General features: G+C 39.7%; 12 protein-coding genes. All 12 read right to left on the bottom strand.

From position 1 onward, the window contains the following. Entirely contained in the window at window positions 1-888 is an 888-nt protein-coding gene (gene asp3, locus H5S41_RS11335) for an accessory Sec system protein Asp3 (RefSeq protein WP_182603382.1), read from the bottom strand. A 2-nt stretch (window positions 889-890) separates the two neighbouring features. Continuing rightward, window positions 891-2,378: an accessory Sec system protein Asp2 gene (asp2, locus tag H5S41_RS11330; protein ID WP_182603381.1), complete on the bottom strand. Its 1,488-nt coding sequence runs from the start codon at window positions 2,376-2,378 to the stop codon at window positions 891-893. 10 nt (window positions 2,379-2,388) lie between these two features. Further along, complete coding sequence (gene asp1 / locus H5S41_RS11325) at window positions 2,389-3,912, bottom strand: accessory Sec system protein Asp1 (RefSeq protein ID WP_182603380.1); 1,524 nt, start codon at window positions 3,910-3,912, stop codon at window positions 2,389-2,391. A gap of 2 nt (window positions 3,913-3,914) precedes the next feature. Beyond that, a complete protein-coding gene (gene secY2 / locus H5S41_RS11320; RefSeq protein WP_182603379.1) occupies window positions 3,915-5,105 on the bottom strand; it encodes an accessory Sec system protein translocase subunit SecY2 in 1,191 nt (396 codons plus the stop codon). A 145-nt stretch (window positions 5,106-5,250) separates the two neighbouring features. Then, complete coding sequence (locus H5S41_RS11315) at window positions 5,251-6,255, bottom strand: sugar transferase (protein ID WP_182603378.1); 1,005 nt, start codon at window positions 6,253-6,255, stop codon at window positions 5,251-5,253. Window positions 6,256-6,517: 262 nt separating this feature from the next. After that, complete coding sequence (locus H5S41_RS11310) at window positions 6,518-11,584, bottom strand: mucin-binding protein (RefSeq protein WP_182603377.1); 5,067 nt, start codon at window positions 11,582-11,584, stop codon at window positions 6,518-6,520. A gap of 784 nt (window positions 11,585-12,368) precedes the next feature. Beyond that, window positions 12,369-14,036 (bottom strand): FAD-dependent oxidoreductase, encoded by a 1,668-nt coding sequence (locus tag H5S41_RS11305; RefSeq protein WP_182603376.1) that lies wholly within the window; start codon window positions 14,034-14,036, stop codon window positions 12,369-12,371. A gap of 13 nt (window positions 14,037-14,049) precedes the next feature. Continuing rightward, a complete protein-coding gene (gene ahpC, locus H5S41_RS11300) occupies window positions 14,050-14,613 on the bottom strand; it encodes an alkyl hydroperoxide reductase subunit C (protein ID WP_153710659.1) in 564 nt (187 codons plus the stop codon). A gap of 96 nt (window positions 14,614-14,709) precedes the next feature. Further along, window positions 14,710-15,591, bottom strand: coding sequence for an L-serine ammonia-lyase, iron-sulfur-dependent, subunit alpha (sdaAA, locus tag H5S41_RS11295; RefSeq protein ID WP_182603375.1), 882 nt, complete (start codon window positions 15,589-15,591; stop codon window positions 14,710-14,712). A gap of 17 nt (window positions 15,592-15,608) precedes the next feature. After that, window positions 15,609-16,271, bottom strand: coding sequence for a serine dehydratase beta chain (locus H5S41_RS11290; RefSeq protein ID WP_182603374.1), 663 nt, complete (start codon window positions 16,269-16,271; stop codon window positions 15,609-15,611). Window positions 16,272-16,366: 95 nt separating this feature from the next. Then, the gene (locus H5S41_RS11285; RefSeq protein ID WP_182598700.1) at window positions 16,367-17,062 is read right to left on the bottom strand and encodes a hypothetical protein; all 696 of its coding nucleotides are present in this window, start codon (window positions 17,060-17,062) and stop codon (window positions 16,367-16,369) included. Between the two features lie 313 nt (window positions 17,063-17,375). Beyond that, the gene (rpsN, locus tag H5S41_RS11280) at window positions 17,376-17,645 is read right to left on the bottom strand and encodes a 30S ribosomal protein S14 (RefSeq protein WP_003667006.1); all 270 of its coding nucleotides are present in this window, start codon (window positions 17,643-17,645) and stop codon (window positions 17,376-17,378) included. Between the last annotated feature and the right edge of the window lie 138 nt (window positions 17,646-17,783).

Raw genomic sequence — 17,783 nt, 5'->3', positions numbered from 1 at the left:
CTATTCTTCTTTCGAATTAATTTTTTGAATTGTAGAAAAAATAATTGGCCAATCAGGATTAACCAACACTGATGAACTCCAAAATAACGGCACTACTACAGGATAAGTCACATCGGCAAGGTCAGAATCAGAAGTTACACGGTTAGTAACCACAGCCGTAATCGATGGAATTGCCATTTTTAAGCTTAGCGCAACATGATCAAGCTTGGGAGTCGTACTAATCACATTAGCGTTCAATTCGCGACTATTAATCAACCAGCTTTTTATTGTCTCTACGGAATCGACATTCGATTGCCAGGCAATACTAATCGGTTGAACCCGATATGGGCTATAATCCTTAAGCCCTCCTAAGGTTTTACGCGTCCGCTTACTATCAGCAACTAATAAAACATTCAACTTTCCTGGCTTATTTTCATTTAGCAGATTATGGATCCAGACATCTTCATGCACAGTTACTGGAAGATCAGCATCGCAAATTTCAAAGCGTTGAAAAGTTAAATCGGTGAGTCCGTTGTTAATTAATTCAACCCGATACTGTACAGCTGATGCCGGATAAACAAATTCAAGCGCCTTTTGCTGAAATTCCAAATGACTAATCTCATGTTCTTGCGCATCAAAAAAAGTTATCCGTATAATCAAGGAATAGATGGGCTGCGCTTGAGCATTTACCCGTAGCCGATAATGATGATCATTACGCAATATTGGTAATTGGGGAACTAATTTTGTTGCTTGGTATGAATGCACCGACTCCCATGCCATAATGACCTTGCCAGGAGCCATAAGAGAATTATGAAACTCAACACTTGCATCATCATTAATTGTTACCTGTGAGCCAGCAGGATATTCGTTAGTTGGTTCCCAATAGCCTTGATTAACATACTGTTGCATTCTTAGTCTCCTCTTCCAAATGCCTGATTAATTTCCGCTAACCTACTAATAAACCAGTAAACCACCGATGGATCATCATTATGACGGCCTGGAAAACCTTTGCTAACAAATAATGGAGCTTGTTGGATTGCCCCATTGGTTTGCATTCGCGGTACTGCTAAATCATCGTAATCATCATTAGCCATGTAGCCGACATAAAAACGCGTCTGGGTTAAATCATTTTTATCCATCAATTTCCAAAAATCAGTGTCGAGTTGCGTCAATTGCGTAGCCGTTAATTCTGATACTAGTTGACGGTCAATGTCAAAAATCGTATCAAATTCATCAGGACGTTGTAACCTAGCACGAATAGCTACTCGGCCTAAATTAACGGTTGGCTTAGCAACATTGATCGCGTAAGCTGACAATTGCGCTCCTAATTTAATAGCCGGATAGGTTCCCATCGAGATTCCATTCATCACTAGCTGCTGCCGACTAAACCCTAATTTTTTCAAGGTTTTAGTAATTGTAACCTTGATTTGATTCTCAATCGCCTTACCAGTATAAAATTGACCAACCATCAAGCGAGGGTCAGTAAATAATAACGCTGGTGTATGATTACGGCGAAAAAGCGGGTAAGCTTCAAAACCTTCTAGTTCTCTTGCCCCTGAAAAATAAACATGTAACGGTGGTCGCAAGTCCCCAGGATTAAAATAATAAGCAATATCAGCACCGGTATCAGGATCTACCAAACGTTTACCCCCTGGTAGGAATTCTCCTTTTCCATCCCTAGACCAGCGTGAATGTAACATCCCAATAGTAAGTTCGCCTTTCCCCATTACTTCAAGTCCCACGCTAGCAAATCGATGAATATTTGCTGGTTTTAGCGGCAGGATTTGTTCTTCATCAGCCGTTGAAAAATCCAGAAGATAATTATTAGCTAAATTTCCATCTCCTCCACCTTCCTGAATAAATAACCGTAAGCGAACTTTGATATCTGTCTCCTGATTATATTCAAGATTAAATTTTAATAGGCGGTTAGGATCAATATAAATTTGTTGACGGTAATTTCCGATCTTTACCCAGTGATTAGTATCAACATTAACTCGCAGATGACCGCCATCAATTAAGGTACTTTCAAATGAACCAAGCAATAAATTAGTTGGCGGAATCCGCATTCCTGACTGTCCGGAAAAATAGCGAATAGTCAAATTATTAATTAGTTCTTGCGGTTCTTCAACAATCTGTCGTGCCTCTTGAGAAGCCAAAAAATGCTGTCCAGCCGAACTTAGCTCTTTTTCAGCTAACGGCTCATATAATACACGGTAAGGATCAACCTGCCAGTGCATTTTTTCCCATAGACAATCAGCTAATCGGACCCCTGCGGTAATAATAACAAGGTCAATTTGTTTAACTTTCTCTAATGGATATTGGTTGTAAATCCAAGTAATCTCACTTGGAAGATGGTACTTATCGGCCCAATTTTCTGCACCAAGTTGTAAAACCTGCACTTATATCATCTCACTTTTTTAATAGTGGCTGCCATTTAGTCATTAATTCAGCAGCAGAATACTGGTTCATTAGTTGAACATCGTAAACTAATGATTGATTCCAGTGTTTTAAGTTACCAATAAAATAATTTAATCCGTCGTTAATATCGGGGATAGTTGAACAAACAATCCCATTTTTATAATCCTTAACCCGCCGATTAGGTTGCCGGCATAATTGTGGTATTCCGGTGCTAATAGCAGTGATCTGTAAAAACTCATCAAGTGTTGTTCCCCAGTCAATTATTATTCGTAGCGAGTCAAACTGCCGGCCAATCTCAGCTGGGGTTGTAATTCTTTGAGCATCAATGGTTAATTTAGGAATTTCCGTCTGCTTAGTTAGAATCTCTTCAACTTCATCAGGAGCTTCACTAGCAAGAATGAATTCGCCCTGATGCTTATCCTTTAACTGGTTAATACATTTTTGCGCTAGTTGCATTTTTTCAACACTATAGGTCAAAATAGTTAAAGCTTCCGCAGCCGGTTTCTTGACTAACCGTTGATAGATTAGTTCGACGACTTGATGAACCTCTTCATCAGTCATATTTTCAATAAATAAACCTATTCGCTCTTGGCTTAATCGCTGACTGTGCCCTAGGTTAAAGCGCGATTGAAAAAGCGGGATGATCGGTGCATCAATATCCGTTTGCTGCTTTATGACCGCATGCGTTTCTTCATTGTCTGCTAATAACTTTAACCTATCACCACTTTTAGCATTGATTTTTGCTAGACTCTGCTGATAGGGATGCCAGTGGCTAAGCGAAAACAATGGCTGATATTGTAGGTATTTAGCCGGATCAATTTGAGCTTGGTCGTCTAAAGTCACAATTAAATTGTCCTCGTCAAAATTAAAGCGGGATAGCAAATGGTCTTGAACTACTTCAACTATCAATTCGCTTAAGTGGTCATAATGCAATTGCTTAGTTAGACTTGAAAATAAATCATTTACTTCTACTTGGTCTGTGCTGAGGTTATGTTTAATCCGCCAATAGCCTTGTTCATCATAGTAAATATGTTGAATCGGCTGGTCATGGTCATCAAATAACTCTTCACGAGAAACAAAGCCCCGACTATCGAGCAGCAAACGGCGAGTACGCTTGTCGTTAACAAAATAATCAACCCAGAGGATTTTGCCTTGTGTATCAAATGTTATTTTGGCATAAAGGCGTCCCTTTACTATTACTATTATTCGGAAACTGGTAAAGTCAAAATATGCATCAGCCGGCCAAGTAAAATCATGGTAAGTTACTATCTGATTATCCAGATGATCAATCCCTTGTAAATAATCAAAAACATTCAAGATTTCAGATGGGGAAACCGTTAATTGATTTAATTTAGTTGATAATTGTGGTTGGTAATCTGTAATTACTAATGAATATGGCACTTGACTTTCTTGAAAAACTTTAATGTGACTAACCGCATCATCAAATTCAATTCGTGGAATAGTCCAACTCCAGTCATCAAGCAGCCGATGCCAGGCAGGAACTAGGTAGTTCATAATTATTCTTCTTTCATTAATCGTTCATATTTTAATGGGAACATCAATACCAAGAGCTGGTCTTTGATCCCTTGCATAAACATTACAATCATGATCATATTCATTGGAATGATTGCAAGGCCAGCAAAATTGCCTAAAACCTGTCCCCCCAGCAAACCAAAGCTAAGCTGTACTGCATTTAAAATTGCACCTACAAAGGCAATGTGGAGGAGAATATGTTGTAAATATTTTCTTGTCGGTTCACCAGGGCGAATGCCTAAAATATAGTTATTGCCTTGCAGCATCGCCTTAGCCTGTGCCTTAGGGTCAAATTGAACAAATGTAAAAAAGTAAAATAAGGCAAAAGCTAAAACTCCGCTTACTACCATATCAAAATAGGGATTAGCAAATAACGATTCGGGGCCCAAAACATTAGCTAATATAGTTGGTACCATCAAGAGGGACATTCCTACCATATAGGTCATCATTGCTCCCATGTTTAAACCAATCGGCAAGACAATGGGACGGTCATGACTGCTCATTGAAGTATTAATCATTTTCAAAGGATAATAGGCGCGGTTAAAAGATACCCAGAAGATTAAGACAATGCAACCAGCGATTGCCGCCAGTGATAACCAGAGCGGCCCATAAGACTGCTGGGCTAAATTTTTAATCGATCGTAAAAGTGTTGGGAAAGATCCCGAAATGATATTAAATAAAATTAAAGTAATGGTTCCGCCAATACCGAATTTCATATTCATGTTTCCTAGCCACACTACAAACATACTTCCCGTAGTAAGCATCAAGATAACCGCTAAACTATCCAATGTCCCTGCAGTAATATTTAATCCAAGCGTTACAGCTGTTGACTGAATAATTGCAAAGGCTAAAGTCAGCCATTGTTGGATTTTCATTAGTTGGTTCATCGAAAGAGTATCGAAGTAAAAAAGTCGTAGCATCGTTAACAATTGAATAATCAGCATAGCAATCATTAAAGGATTTAGCCCCACCATGAACAGCGATAGGCGTTGGAAGTTTGCCCCGCTCATAAAGCTCATAATTCCAACTGAACTATGTGCTAATACATGGTGAAAAGTAGCTGAAGCCCTTGCTAATGGTACGGGAACAGTACACCCAAGGATATAAACAGCTAAGATAAACAGCGTCATTCCAACTCGATTAATTAGATTCTTTACTTGCGTTTTCTCTATCACGATTATTCCTCATATCTATTGATTATTGTTAACATAAATCAAACTAATAGCTCTAAAATTTTATTATAAGTTTGCTAATTTCACACTACATACTGGAACAATAGCTGAACTTTTTTCTTTCACGTTTCAACTATCTCCGTTTATGTTAGTAATATAGGTCAAACACTGCTTCCGTTAAAGCTTTTTTGGTAAAGTATCCTTCTCGGATTAGACGAGCAAAGTCATTTACCCGCTGAACCATCTGATTATATGATTGGTCATCCATTCCCTGTACTTTTGCCATCGCTTCATCTAAATTATCAGCTACAATCCCTAACCCTTTGCGTAAAATCGTTTCACTTTCAGCAATGTTTTCATTGACAATAACTGGTAATCCTGCAGCTAAATAGGTGCTCAATTTGTGATTAGCATTAAGGTACATATATTTTTTCCAATATGATTCATTAGACCAAACTAACCCAAATCCACCATTATGCCGTAATTTTGATAATAAAACCGGATCTGATTGCCATCCCATAAACTTGATATTATCCATTGGGTCGATATCAATTACCTTTGCAAAGGCATATAGGGGATTATCAGGGTAATTCCAGTGCCCTACCAATTGAAATTTTTCAAGATTTCCAGCCAAATTGATTACCCCTGTATTTTGCGGTGCCACTGTCAAGTCAACGCTAGCACAGTGATCCCACATGTGCTGTAACACCACCTTTTCCACCGTTAATCCCTTTGTACGAAGGAAATCGACCATTGGCTGTGAAGGGGCAATAATTAAATCAGCCTTATTATAATAGTCAATAAATTGTGGCATTAAGTAACGGTTTGATTCAAACATTAACGGAATAATATCATGAATAAAGATAATCTTCTTAACGTTATAAGGTGCTAAATGATCAATGAAGGCTTGGTCCCATTCAATCGAATTCCAGCTTGGCGACTGGAAAATAACTGTATCATTATTAGAAACTGAAGCAATAATACCGTCAAACCGTGTATCTAAAGCAACTGGCGGCTCATCCGGCCAACTATAACTATAAATTCCAAGTTCATTAAAGCCCAGTTTGCGACCAATTTGGGCCGTTTGGTTTTGCGCTATTTGCGCTGTACTTTGGAAGCTTTGACCATAAAGATTAGTAATATGAACTGTCAATGATAATTCCTCCGTCAAATTTAATTAGTTATTATAATAAGTGATTATCGTAATAAACTAATGATACCATAACATCCGCCTTCATTAAAAACTCAGGATTTCTAAGTGATAGTTTCAAATAGTAATAGGCTGATAAGTTAATACCAGCCTTTCTTATCCAAAAAAGCGTCCTCTAAATATAAAGGCTTTTTCACCAATCTACTTAGAGGACGCTATAATTTTCGCTTGTTATAAAGTTTTTGTTAATTCCTTCTTAAAATCATCAATTTCTCTTTCGTCGTTTTCCCAAACTAATACCAAATAATCCAAGGAATGCACCAATAATTATCCGCCAAATGCTTTGATGCTGGTTACCGGTTTGTGGTAATTTTTCGGTTGTTGACGGTTGACTTGTATTATCAGCAGCCTTTTCGCTAGCTGTTGCATGAACTGTCACTGGTACAGCAGGTTCACTAACAACTGTCTTAGCAGCTTGCGGCTGGGCGGTACTATCAGGAATACCCTCTTCTGAAGCAGGTGTTGCTGACGCTGTCGATGGTACATTGCTAGTTGGGGCAGCAGGTTGCTCTGGTAAACTTGGAACATCTGAACTTGGCGTTGCAGATGACGGCGGTACCGTTGGTTTTTCAGGTATTACCGGAATATTTGAATCCGGTACCGCTGATGAGCCTGGTACACTAGCAGAAGATGAGGTTGCCGGTACATCAGACCTCGGCGTATCACTCGGTTGAGCTGGCGTACTTGATGAAGTTTCTGAAGAGGTCGGCGTATTTGGATTAATTGGCGCGACTGGCGTATCAGGCTTTTCAGGTGTTGTGTGCGGAACAATCGGCTTTCTAGAATACAAGACAATAAAATGAAGGTCTTGACTATCAGCAGTTACATATTGCTCGCCAATTTGCAAAGTTTCAGTAGCATAACCATCAACCAATGGCGAAATAACTGGTGTAAAGTGATTGTTTACTGGTTCCCATGCTTGCCAGTTAGTCTTTCCTGTTACTTGGTCTACTACCCCGTTCTTAGTAAAGACAATTGGGGCTGCATTATATGTTGGCGCTGCTATTCCGCCATCCACGAATTGATAGCTAATATCTTCATTAACTACTCGCTGATCTGTTACCTTCTTAGTTCCATGAGCTAAGTGAATAACGACATTTAAATCATGATCTGCAAATGTGCTTGGCAATTGTTCCTGACTAACAAGCTTATAGCCTAGCTGCTCATAATGCATTCCCGCATCTTGATAAGCCTCATTAATTGCAAGCGGTAATTGCTCATCAGCATATCCTGTTCCTAATTGTGCGTGATTGATCAGTGTTAGGTTTGTTGTGTCATCAATTACGGAATAAGTAATCTTATGCGGTTCAGCAGTATAATTTACAGTTACTTCGATTGGCTGTGCGCCCTGAATAGCAAGTTCATTGGCAACTACTGCTTGGTCGGGAGTATAGCCAGTAACTGATGGTGAATCAACCGTAGCAAAGCTTGTTGAATCCTTTTCAGTGACGGTCTTACCATCTTTAACCGTTTCAGATTGTAATGCCTGCCACTCGCTGCGATTAATTTCTTTAGTAACTTCATTAGTTTTCACTGACCGAGCGAAAGTTACTAATTGTTGAACGTCAGGAGCAGCTGTTTGACCCTTGTGCGGACCGTTTGCATATACATAATGAATCGTCCGCAGTGCGTTGGTCCATTCTTCACCTGATTTAATTTGTGGTTGATAGTATACCTTGATACTTTGACTTGGCTCTAATGCCGTTGGGTTACCAGCCAAAACGACCGGATAGTCATTGCCGCTTTCATTTTCTGCAGATCCGTAGCCATAATAGCTAAGATCTGGGTTAGGAGAAGCAGGCCAACCGCCATTTACCAATTTCCAGGCTTGATCCGCATCTCCTGCCGGCACTTCAATCAGGTAATTTCCATTATGATCTTGCTTTTCATCCATTGTATAACCAATGACTTGGTGATCTGGACCAGCAACAATTGCTTGGCGCAAGAACGTTGCCCGTTGCATTACCGGTTCAGTAATACCGTCAATCATAATTTGTTTACCTGTTGAACGATCGTAATAAGTAATTGTCCGGGTAGTCGTTTGCCGTTCAGCCTGCAAGCTATTCTTTAGCAAAATATGAATTACAATATTCTGATCTTCATGTGTAAAAATCGCTGGCAGCTTATCTTGGCTAACAATAATATAACCCAATTGCTGGTAGTGACTAATTACTGTTCTGTAGGTATTATCGGCACCTGCTGGTAATTTTTCTTCAGCAAAACCGCTTGCTAATGCTTGGTGATCAACTAATGTCTTGCCATCTGTATCATCAATTACAGTATAGGTAACAGCATTTGGTGCCGTTTTGTAGTCAACGGTAACGAGGACATCCGGATCACCTGGTTTTACTCTGAAAGCTGCTACTGCTTCTTGATCAGGAACGTAATATTTAATAGTCGGCGAAACAACAGCGGTAAAGCGGTCGTTAGTCGCAGTCCAATTTCCGTATTCAGTATTGCCAGTTACCTGATTAACACTCTTGGTACGTTCAAATACAACTTGTTGGTGCTTACTTGGTGCAGCCTCCTTGCCCTTGGACGGACCATTTGCATACACGTAATTAATTGTCCGTGTTGTTACCGCCTGCTCATTAGTGGTTAACACCTTTTCCGGATAAAAGACTTTAATTTCTTGATCCGCAGTTAAAGCAGTTGGTTGCGCTGCTGCGACTTCAGGATAAGATTGACCACTTTCATTTTCCGCTAAATCATATCCCTTAGCAGTTAAGACCGGGTTAACTGAAACGGCCCAGTTACCAGCTGATAGTTGCCAGGCTTTATTGCCATCTTTTTCCTCGACAATATAATTACCATTCTTATCTTGTTTTCCATTAAGCGTGTACCCAACAACGGTTCCATTTGCCCCGCTAATAATTGCCTGGCGGGTAAAGGTGACGGTTTGCGTAACCGGCTTAATAGCGAGCTGTTTACCCGTATTCTTGTCATAATAGGTAATCGTCCGCGTTACTTGATGCTTATCAGTTTGCAGCTGATTTTTCTTAGCAATATAAATCGTCACATTTTGATTAACACTCGTGTCATTATCAAAAGCTACTGGCAACTTATCTGCTTTAACAAGGTAGTAGCCATTGGCAAGATAGCCATCAATAATCTTTTGGTAATCATTTGAAGTTGATGCTGGCAATGCTTCATCGCTTAATCCCTTTGCCAATAAAACATGGTCTTTTAAAACCGCTTTGGTATCATCATCAATAACCGTATAGGTAAGCAATTGCGGATCTGCAACATAATAAACGGTGATATCGATATCTGGTGAATCATGCTGAACAGTTATCTTGTCAATCGCCTTTACAGGATTACCGCTCTCATCGACCGCATGAAATCCTGCAATCTCTGGAACATCCACAGCATCAAAAGTATCGTTAACAGGGGTCCAAGCTTGCCATGTGCCGTTTTCGTTGATTCGCGCAAACCCTAAATTAGCAGTATATGTTGGTGCCGCTTCGTTCCCGCTATCCTTAAATACATAGTGAATAGTTTCTTTAACCTGCCGATTTTCAACGTTATTTACAGTTCCCGTCAATAAGCCACTGTTGCTTGTCACGTCATCACGGTAAACATATGGTTGGATATAATAACCAGCTTGCTGATTTAGAAGTTCTTGCCCTTGATTATTAGTAACCGTTAGTTCCCACGGATGCTGTTCAAGGAAGCTTTGTAATCCGGTGTTACGTAATGCGACTCCCTGGTAATACCCTTTCGTTAGTATCCGATCTTCATTAGGACTCTTAATATTTTCAGGTGGCAGTACACCATTTAAATCTTTAGGCCGCCAACTAATTAACCCGATGCCGCTATCTTTCTTAAATCCTTGATAATTACCATCGATTTTAATCGTATAAGTTCTTGTTAAGCCATCGCTAGCATCCCTACTCTCAACAGTAACCTGCGGAGGGAGCGCTGAGAGCATTTTCCGCGTGACATATGTATCGGTAGCTCCTGTAACTGGATCTAAGTTGTAATCTTGGAAATCAGTAACAACATTCTTTTCAATTGCTGCTTTTACATCATCATTACTGATAAACTGATAATCTACATAATCATTTTGCGCTGGTTTGGTTACAGTAATTGTAAATTGCTGGCCGAGTTTAATTCCATCCGCATTTTGACTAGCTAATCCAACGGCTTCCACATGATCAGGATAACGAAGCGCCTCATCTCCTAAGGTCCACTCCTGAGTTTGCAGGTTATAATACCAAGTATGTGCCGCATACTTACTTGCACTTTCTGGCAGAATAGTCTGATTAAAGTTATCTTTTAGGTTTGCCTTTGCGACGATTGGAATCTTAAATCCGCTGGTAAATTTTTTATCACCGATTTGAATATCATTCTCTGGCACTAAAATCCGCGGGACAGCAGCCGTGGCTGAATACAGGTGGAAGTACCGAGTGTCTAATGGTGCCTCATCAAGATCAAAACCAGTAATATTATGCCAGGTCAAATTAAAATGCATCCGTGCCATTGAAAGATTTGCATCACCATACTGGGATTTAATATTTGTGAGGTTATCATTGAAAACTATTTGATAAGAATCATTTGCCCCACCGTTACCATTACTTCCGAGGCTATTATCATTAGTAGCTGGCCGCCAAGTTACATTTTGCGGATCAGGTACCGGTGACTGGTGATTTGAAACCGCGTATGAACGATTATTAGCAGTTATTGGACGCATGTAACCAATAACGGAAGAATAGTTTTGCCCGCTAGTCGTCTGATATTCAACATTAATCGGTACCGGCTGACTAGCACTGCCGCCATAAGACAAAGTATATTGCTGATTGTTTGCCGTCAATCGGTATGGTATTCCCATCGAAACATTGATATAGTCACCCGCTTTAATATCATGATGGGCAATATCAACATTAAGGTCAAATGATAAATTTGTTTGACCCGTATGATCAGTACCATTGCCTTGTAGTGAACTAGCCTTAACATTATTAACAGTGTATGCTGAATCATCGACCGGAACAGTTGCCTTTATATCATCGGCAGCTGTTGAGGAAGCAGCTGACTGATCATTACCAGCAGTTGGTATAGACACTAATGCCGGTACCGGGGTTGAAGAACTATCCATCGTTACGGATTGATTATTTGACATATCAGCATGTGCAATCTCACCATTGAGCCCCATCGCAATACTTGTCCCCAGCAAGACCGAGGCAACACCAATACTTAATTTCCGTAATGCAAAGCGTTGAGTTAGTGGCATCCGTTTAGCCAATCGCTCAACCTGGTTGTTTTTTGAAGTCAATACAAACTCCTCCCATAAGTTACAGTAATTTTTTACTGATCGATCCATTAATAAAAGAAGGTTAATTATTAGTCAACAGAAATCGATTAATAAGTATTTATTAAACTTCTCTATTGATAGATGGTTGATACATATGGCTTAAACATCAATTCACAAATATAATAAAACATTCTAAATATAATTACAAGATGATAAATGAATTTAAAATGCGCTAACAAAAAAACTGACTTACGACACCACTATCGTAAGTCAGTTTTTTTAGACAATGCATCGAGTATTACTGTAAGTAATTAAGCAAGCATTGCATAAATGTTAAGTCATAGCAATAAACCTTTGCTCTCTGCATTGTTATAATAATTACCATGCGATAAATTATATATAACTTATCTACACTTATAGAATAACAGGATTTAAATAAATATCAATATATAATTAAAACTTTTCGCCTTTTTTCAGCAATTAACAGCATTTTAAACTTTCTTAGCATTGATAAATAAAGCTTTTATGAGGATTGTTGCAAAAAGATTAAATTTATTTTTCAACCAACAAATGATAACTATTTCATGTATCTAGTTAAGGAGCCTGCTTTTTCAGCTTTTATCAATTGATAAGATGACTCTCCAGCATACAACACGTAATTATCGAGTGTCTTCATCACACTCACTTTTTTCTTATTACCACTTTATGAATTACCCCTAGATAAGCAAGCATTATATCATTCCCCTAATTACCCTCCAGGTATAAGAAAAAGGCTGAGTCGAAACGGCTCAACCTCTTTAGATATTTATATTTGATGATGTTTCTCAACAGCACTTACAAGTTCTTCTAATGACTGGCTACCAAAGATAACTGGATCATCACCGATCATCGTCGCCGGCACACTCATGATCTTCTTTTCTTTCCGTAACTCAGGAAAATGCTGCAAGTCAATCATTGTTGCCGTAATTGCTGGATTTAATGATGCCATTCGTTGACATGTAGCAACTACATCTGGACAGAAGTGACAAGTAAGTGAAACGCCAATCCGAATATTTGTGGCAGGCAGCTTTTTAATGCGTTCAACCATTTCAGGCGCGATAGTTTGACCAGGGCCGGCAACGTTATAAACGCCAAGAACCAATGAATTCAGTTCATGACCAGTTGGAATTCCGGCATAATGCAAACCTGTATCATTACCCTCAGCATCGATTAAGCGCAGCTGTGGCAAATATTTTACATTTGTTGGCGCTGGCTTTCTTTCAGCATGAAGGTGGTTATCAAGAGATGCAAATTCGTCAACAAAGCTAACTAATTGATCACTAAGGTCAGTACCATTAGTTAGGACTAATAATTGAACATCCTTGGTTAAGCGGGCAAAAATCGGTTGTAATTGTTGATCGATTTCTGCGGGCAGCCAATTACCTTCGTGCGGGGTAGTATTTTCCTGTTGATCAAGTTCACTTGTTTGACCAACTGGCTTTGCTGGTTTCTTATTGATCTCAGCATGGATTGGTACACCCTGTTTTTCTTTTTGAATCATGATGTATCGTTCCGCTGCTGTGGCGGCAATTGCACCATCAGAGGCGGCGGTAACAATCTGGCGTAAATTCTTTTCGATAACGTCCCCGGCAGCGTATACCCCATTAACGTTTGTCTTGCCATTTTCGTCAGTTTTAATGTAACCACGATCATCTAAGTCTAAGGTATTAGCCAATGGTTTAGTTGCTGGCTGCGTCCCAATATAGATGAACATTCCAAACGTTTGATCGCCATCATCTACATGATAAACATTTTCTTTACCAGTCTTATTATTAACTAAGGTCGCGGTTGTTAAATAATCATCCCCGTTTACCTCTTTGACTTCAGTATTATATTCAACGCTTACTTTAGGATTATCAAGAGCGCGCTTAGCAGTCAATACCGGACAGCTAAAATGGTCTCCACGAACTAAAACAGTGACATGTTTAGCAAAACGACTTAAGTAATCGGCTTCCTCAGCGGCTGCGTATCCGCCACCAACAACAAAGACTTGAAGACCGGTAAATAATTCACCATCGCAGGTTGAACAGTAGGCAATTCCCCGTCCACGAAATTCATTTTCACCTGGGAAACCAATCTTTTTCGGATTAGCCCCTGTCGCAATAATGACACTTCGCGCGGTATATTTTTGTCCATTCTTACCGACTAATGTCTTAACTTCACCGTCAATATCAAAGTCAGTAATTTCATCGTGTTTAATCTCAACGCCAAAATCAGTAACCTGTTTTTGCATTTGATTCATCAGTTGGGTACCATCAATCTTCTCAACAGCTGGGTAGTTATATACCACAGAAGTCGTTGTTACCTGTCCGCCAACTGTATCCCCTTCAATAATCAGGGTATCTAAAGTCGCCCGGCCAGCATATAAACCGGCAGACAAACCAGCTGGACCAGCACCAACAATGATCAAATCATATAAATGTTGTTCTGCCATTTCACTCACCAGATTAAAGCTTACCAACTAGGTCAAGGCTTGGCTTAATTGAATCTTGACCAGGCTTCCAGTTTGCAGGGCATACCCGGTCACCATGTTCACGAACAAATTGAGCTGCTTGAAGAGTCCGTAAGATTTCGTCAGCACTCCGACCAATACCCATGTTGTTAATTGTGTAGGATTGGATAATTCCATCTGGATCAACAATGAAGACCCCACGATATGCTTGACCAGCATCTTCATCAAGGACGTCAAACATCCGTGCTAATTTACCAGCAGGGTCAGCAAGCATTGGGTACTTAATCTTGCCAATCTTTTCTGAAGCTTGTGCCCATGCTTTGTGAACGAACTCGGTATCTTCTGAAACAGAATAAATATCTGCATTAGCCTTCTTAAAGTCTTCGTACTTATCTTGTAAGGCTTCCAATTCGGTAGGACAAACAAAGGAGAAATCTGCTGGGTAGAAGAAGAAAATACTCCACTTACCTAAAACATCCTTCTTTGATACTTCGGTAGTTTCACCATCTTGATAAGCATTTACCTTAAAGTCTTCAATTTCGTGTCCAACAAAATTCATATATATCCTCTCCTTAATTAGAATCATTCTTAACTACACCTTAAGTATAATCGATTTAATTTTTATTGCAAGCTTTTTTAGAATAATTCTAAGAAATTAAAGCTTTTTTCCAAAAATCCGTGCTTTAATCGCTTGACCCGTTGGTGTTCCTGCCAATCCGCCTATCCCTGTTTCACGTAATTCAACTGACATTGATCGTCCCACACGGTCAAGAGCAACGATACATTCATCAGCGGGGATTGCACTAGTACAACCCGCTAATGCCATATCGGCGGCAATTAATGAATTACCTGCCCCAATTGCGTTTCGCTTAACACAAGGAACTTCGACTAAACCAGCAATCGGGTCACAAACCAGTCCTAAAAGGTTGCTTAGTGCAATTGCTAGAGCGTGGCTGCTTTGTTCAGGTGTTCCTCCTGCAGCTTCAACCGCTGCGGCAGCTGCAATTGCTGAAGCTGTACCAACTTCTTCTTGGCAGCCGCCAGTTGCACCGGCAATTCCAGCATGGTTAGCGATAATCAGCCCAAATCCGCCAGCAGTAAATAAGAAGCGAATCATCTGCTCTTCTGTTAGCTGCAACCGCTTCTTTAACATAAATAATGTCCCTGGCAAGGTTCCTGATGAGCCAGCTGTTGGGGTTGCACAGATAACTCCCATCGCGGCATTAACTTCATTCGTTGCAACAGCATTTTCAACAGCCGCCATCATTGCATCTCCAGATAATGTCTTGCCACGTTCACGATAATTTTTAAGTTTGATTGCCTCACCACCCGTTAAGCCAGTCCGTGAGCGAACACCATCCCCTGTTTCGCCTTGCTTAATTGCATTTTGCATCGTCAACAAATTTATTCGCATTCGTTGCCATACTTTTTTACGACTAATTCCAGAATCATGACATTCCTCTTCGATTATCAATTCTGATAAGGCTTTTTTCCGTTTTTTCGCAACATGCACTAAATCTCTAACACTCTCATACATAAATCATTCTCCATCTTTTAAAGACAAACTATATTTGGATATTTATTTTCAAAATAGGCAATCGTATCAGGCTGCATTTTATTTTGAATGTCATAAACATAAATATCGCAGTTCTCTGCTCGTAATACTTGTCGTCGTGTAAATGGCGCCTTTTCTTCTAAATCCGCGTTAATTGCTAGCGCATTTGCCATTTTTTTACTGTAATCCCGAAAAATAACTATTGGTAGCGGGCCGGCTGGCAAAATGTCAACCCCATTAAGGCTAATAGCCCTAATTTCAATAGCACCGCCACCAATTGAACAGCCTGCAACAGTTATTTTCTTCGTGCCATCAGTCATTTTTAAGATGGCAGTGTTGGGATGATGAATTGGACTTTCGCCAACTTCTTCAACGAATCGCAAGTCCATCCCTCGTTTTCGGGCAATCGTCGGTGCAAGCGGAACTCGCGAATCATCGGCGGAAAAGCCCATAATACCAGCTGCAATTGCATAGTCCGTCCCATGTCCACGATGAGTCTGGGCGAAGGACCCATAGTAATGTACTGTTACTTTTGGCGGAATGGTTTCAAAAAGCTTGTTTGCTACCCTCCCGATCTGAACCGCACCGGCAGTATGTGAACTTGACGGTCCAATCATAATAGGACCGATGATATCAAAAACACTTTTATAGTTATTCCTCATTCTCTTTATCCTCGTCAGCCTTATTTTCTATTCGTTAAATTTTTTAACAATAAAGGGTGAGAAAATCGATTAATTCCTCACCCTCTACATTATAATTATTTTTTACTCTTATGAAAGCCAAGGAATGACCAAAAGCCGCGCATACCACCAGACTTTTTCTTCTTTGGTGATTTCTTTTCTTTTTTATGTTCCTTAGCCGCCTTTTCAGCAAGCGCTTTTTGTTCCGCAAGAATTGCTTCCCGCTTCTTACGCTCTTTTTCAGCCTCTTTACGAGCCGCAATTGCCCTTTTAGCACGGGCTGCACGTTGTTGAGCCGCTTCCTTCATTAACTGTGGACGCATCTGTTCCATTGTATCAAACATTGTAGCGACCTTAATCGCTGTCTTATTAGCCATTGCTTGATCAGTGTTTGAAGCAACCTCAATATTATGAGCTTCTGCAATCTCACGTTCCCAATATTGCTGTGTTTTAATTGGGAGACCCGTGAACTCCTGACTACGTAAGAATTGACCAGCGCGTGATAATTGCATTTGAAGCGAATGCTTATCAGTCTGCTGTCCATTTAACGCCTTACGTGAGTTATAAATCGCCTGATCGATAAGGTCGACCATTGCCTGAGGCTCATTATGTCCCTCTTTGTGCTCTTGAAGGACATCTTCCCCCATTCTAATCGCCTCATCATAAAGGCCCTTAGAACGCTCAGTACCATTAAAGTACTTGTACGTTTGTCTAACACGTGCTTGATCAGCAACATCTTTATTTAGTTGATCAAAAACTACTTTTTCGTTCATTATATTTCCACCGCCCGATTTTACTCGTCATACTAATCCTAGTATAGCAGTTATTGACTCCAAACGAAGCTAAAAAATCGATTTTTTTGGAAGAATATCAAAATTTTTGCTTAAGATTGCATAATTGCTTATCAAAATTCGCTTGTAATTGGACAATTAATTTAAAAAAATTGAGCGAAAAGCAAAACCTTTCGCTCAACTTTTGAGTAAGCTAACGCGGACATCGTGCATGTTATAAACATAATAGTTAAAATCACTAACTAGTCCGCCTAATACTTATCAGTGTTTTAGCTTATATCACTATAGCTATCTATTACCAACTGGCCTTACGCACACCAGGAATTTGTCCCTTATGTGCGAGTTCACGGAACTTAATTCGTGACATGCCAAATTTACGCATATATGCATGTGGACGACCATCATAACGGTCACGGTTATGAAGACGAACTGCGCTAGAATTACGAGGAAGCTTAGAAAGACCGATGTAATCGCCCTTTGCCTTTAATTCCTTGCGTTTTTCTGCGTATTTCTTTACTAAAGCTTCTTGGTGATGTAATTTAGCAATCTTTGACTTTTTTGCCATTCAGTAGTTCTCCTTTTATATATTAAAAACTATATCTACTACATTACTGCTTAAAATTAAAACATCTGCGAATTCTTTTCATTTTATATTATTACTGATACTTACAAAAAATACAAGGATTTCGCATTACATTTTGAC

It is taken from the genome of Limosilactobacillus albertensis (genome assembly GCF_014145555.1).
GTDB lineage: Bacteria > Bacillota > Bacilli > Lactobacillales > Lactobacillaceae > Limosilactobacillus > Limosilactobacillus albertensis.
Note: the sequence above shows the minus strand (reverse complement) of the source record. Positions and strands in the feature narration are given on the sequence as shown.

Coding starts and splice junctions, on each gene's coding strand:
- asp1 (WP_182603380.1), bottom strand. CDS start 3,912: ATGAACTACCTAGTTCCTGCCTGGCATCGGCTGCTTGATGACTGGAGT.
- rpsN (WP_003667006.1), bottom strand. CDS start 17,645: ATGGCAAAAAAGTCAAAGATTGCTAAATTACATCACCAAGAAGCTTTA.
- H5S41_RS11305 (WP_182603376.1), bottom strand. CDS start 14,036: ATGGCAGAACAACATTTATATGATTTGATCATTGTTGGTGCTGGTCCA.
- ahpC (WP_153710659.1), bottom strand. CDS start 14,613: ATGAATTTTGTTGGACACGAAATTGAAGACTTTAAGGTAAATGCTTAT.
- asp3 (WP_182603382.1), bottom strand. CDS start 888: ATGCAACAGTATGTTAATCAAGGCTATTGGGAACCAACTAACGAATAT.
- sdaAA (WP_182603375.1), bottom strand. CDS start 15,591: ATGTATGAGAGTGTTAGAGATTTAGTGCATGTTGCGAAAAAACGGAAA.
- H5S41_RS11290 (WP_182603374.1), bottom strand. CDS start 16,271: ATGAGGAATAACTATAAAAGTGTTTTTGATATCATCGGTCCTATTATG.
- H5S41_RS11285 (WP_182598700.1), bottom strand. CDS start 17,062: ATGAACGAAAAAGTAGTTTTTGATCAACTAAATAAAGATGTTGCTGAT.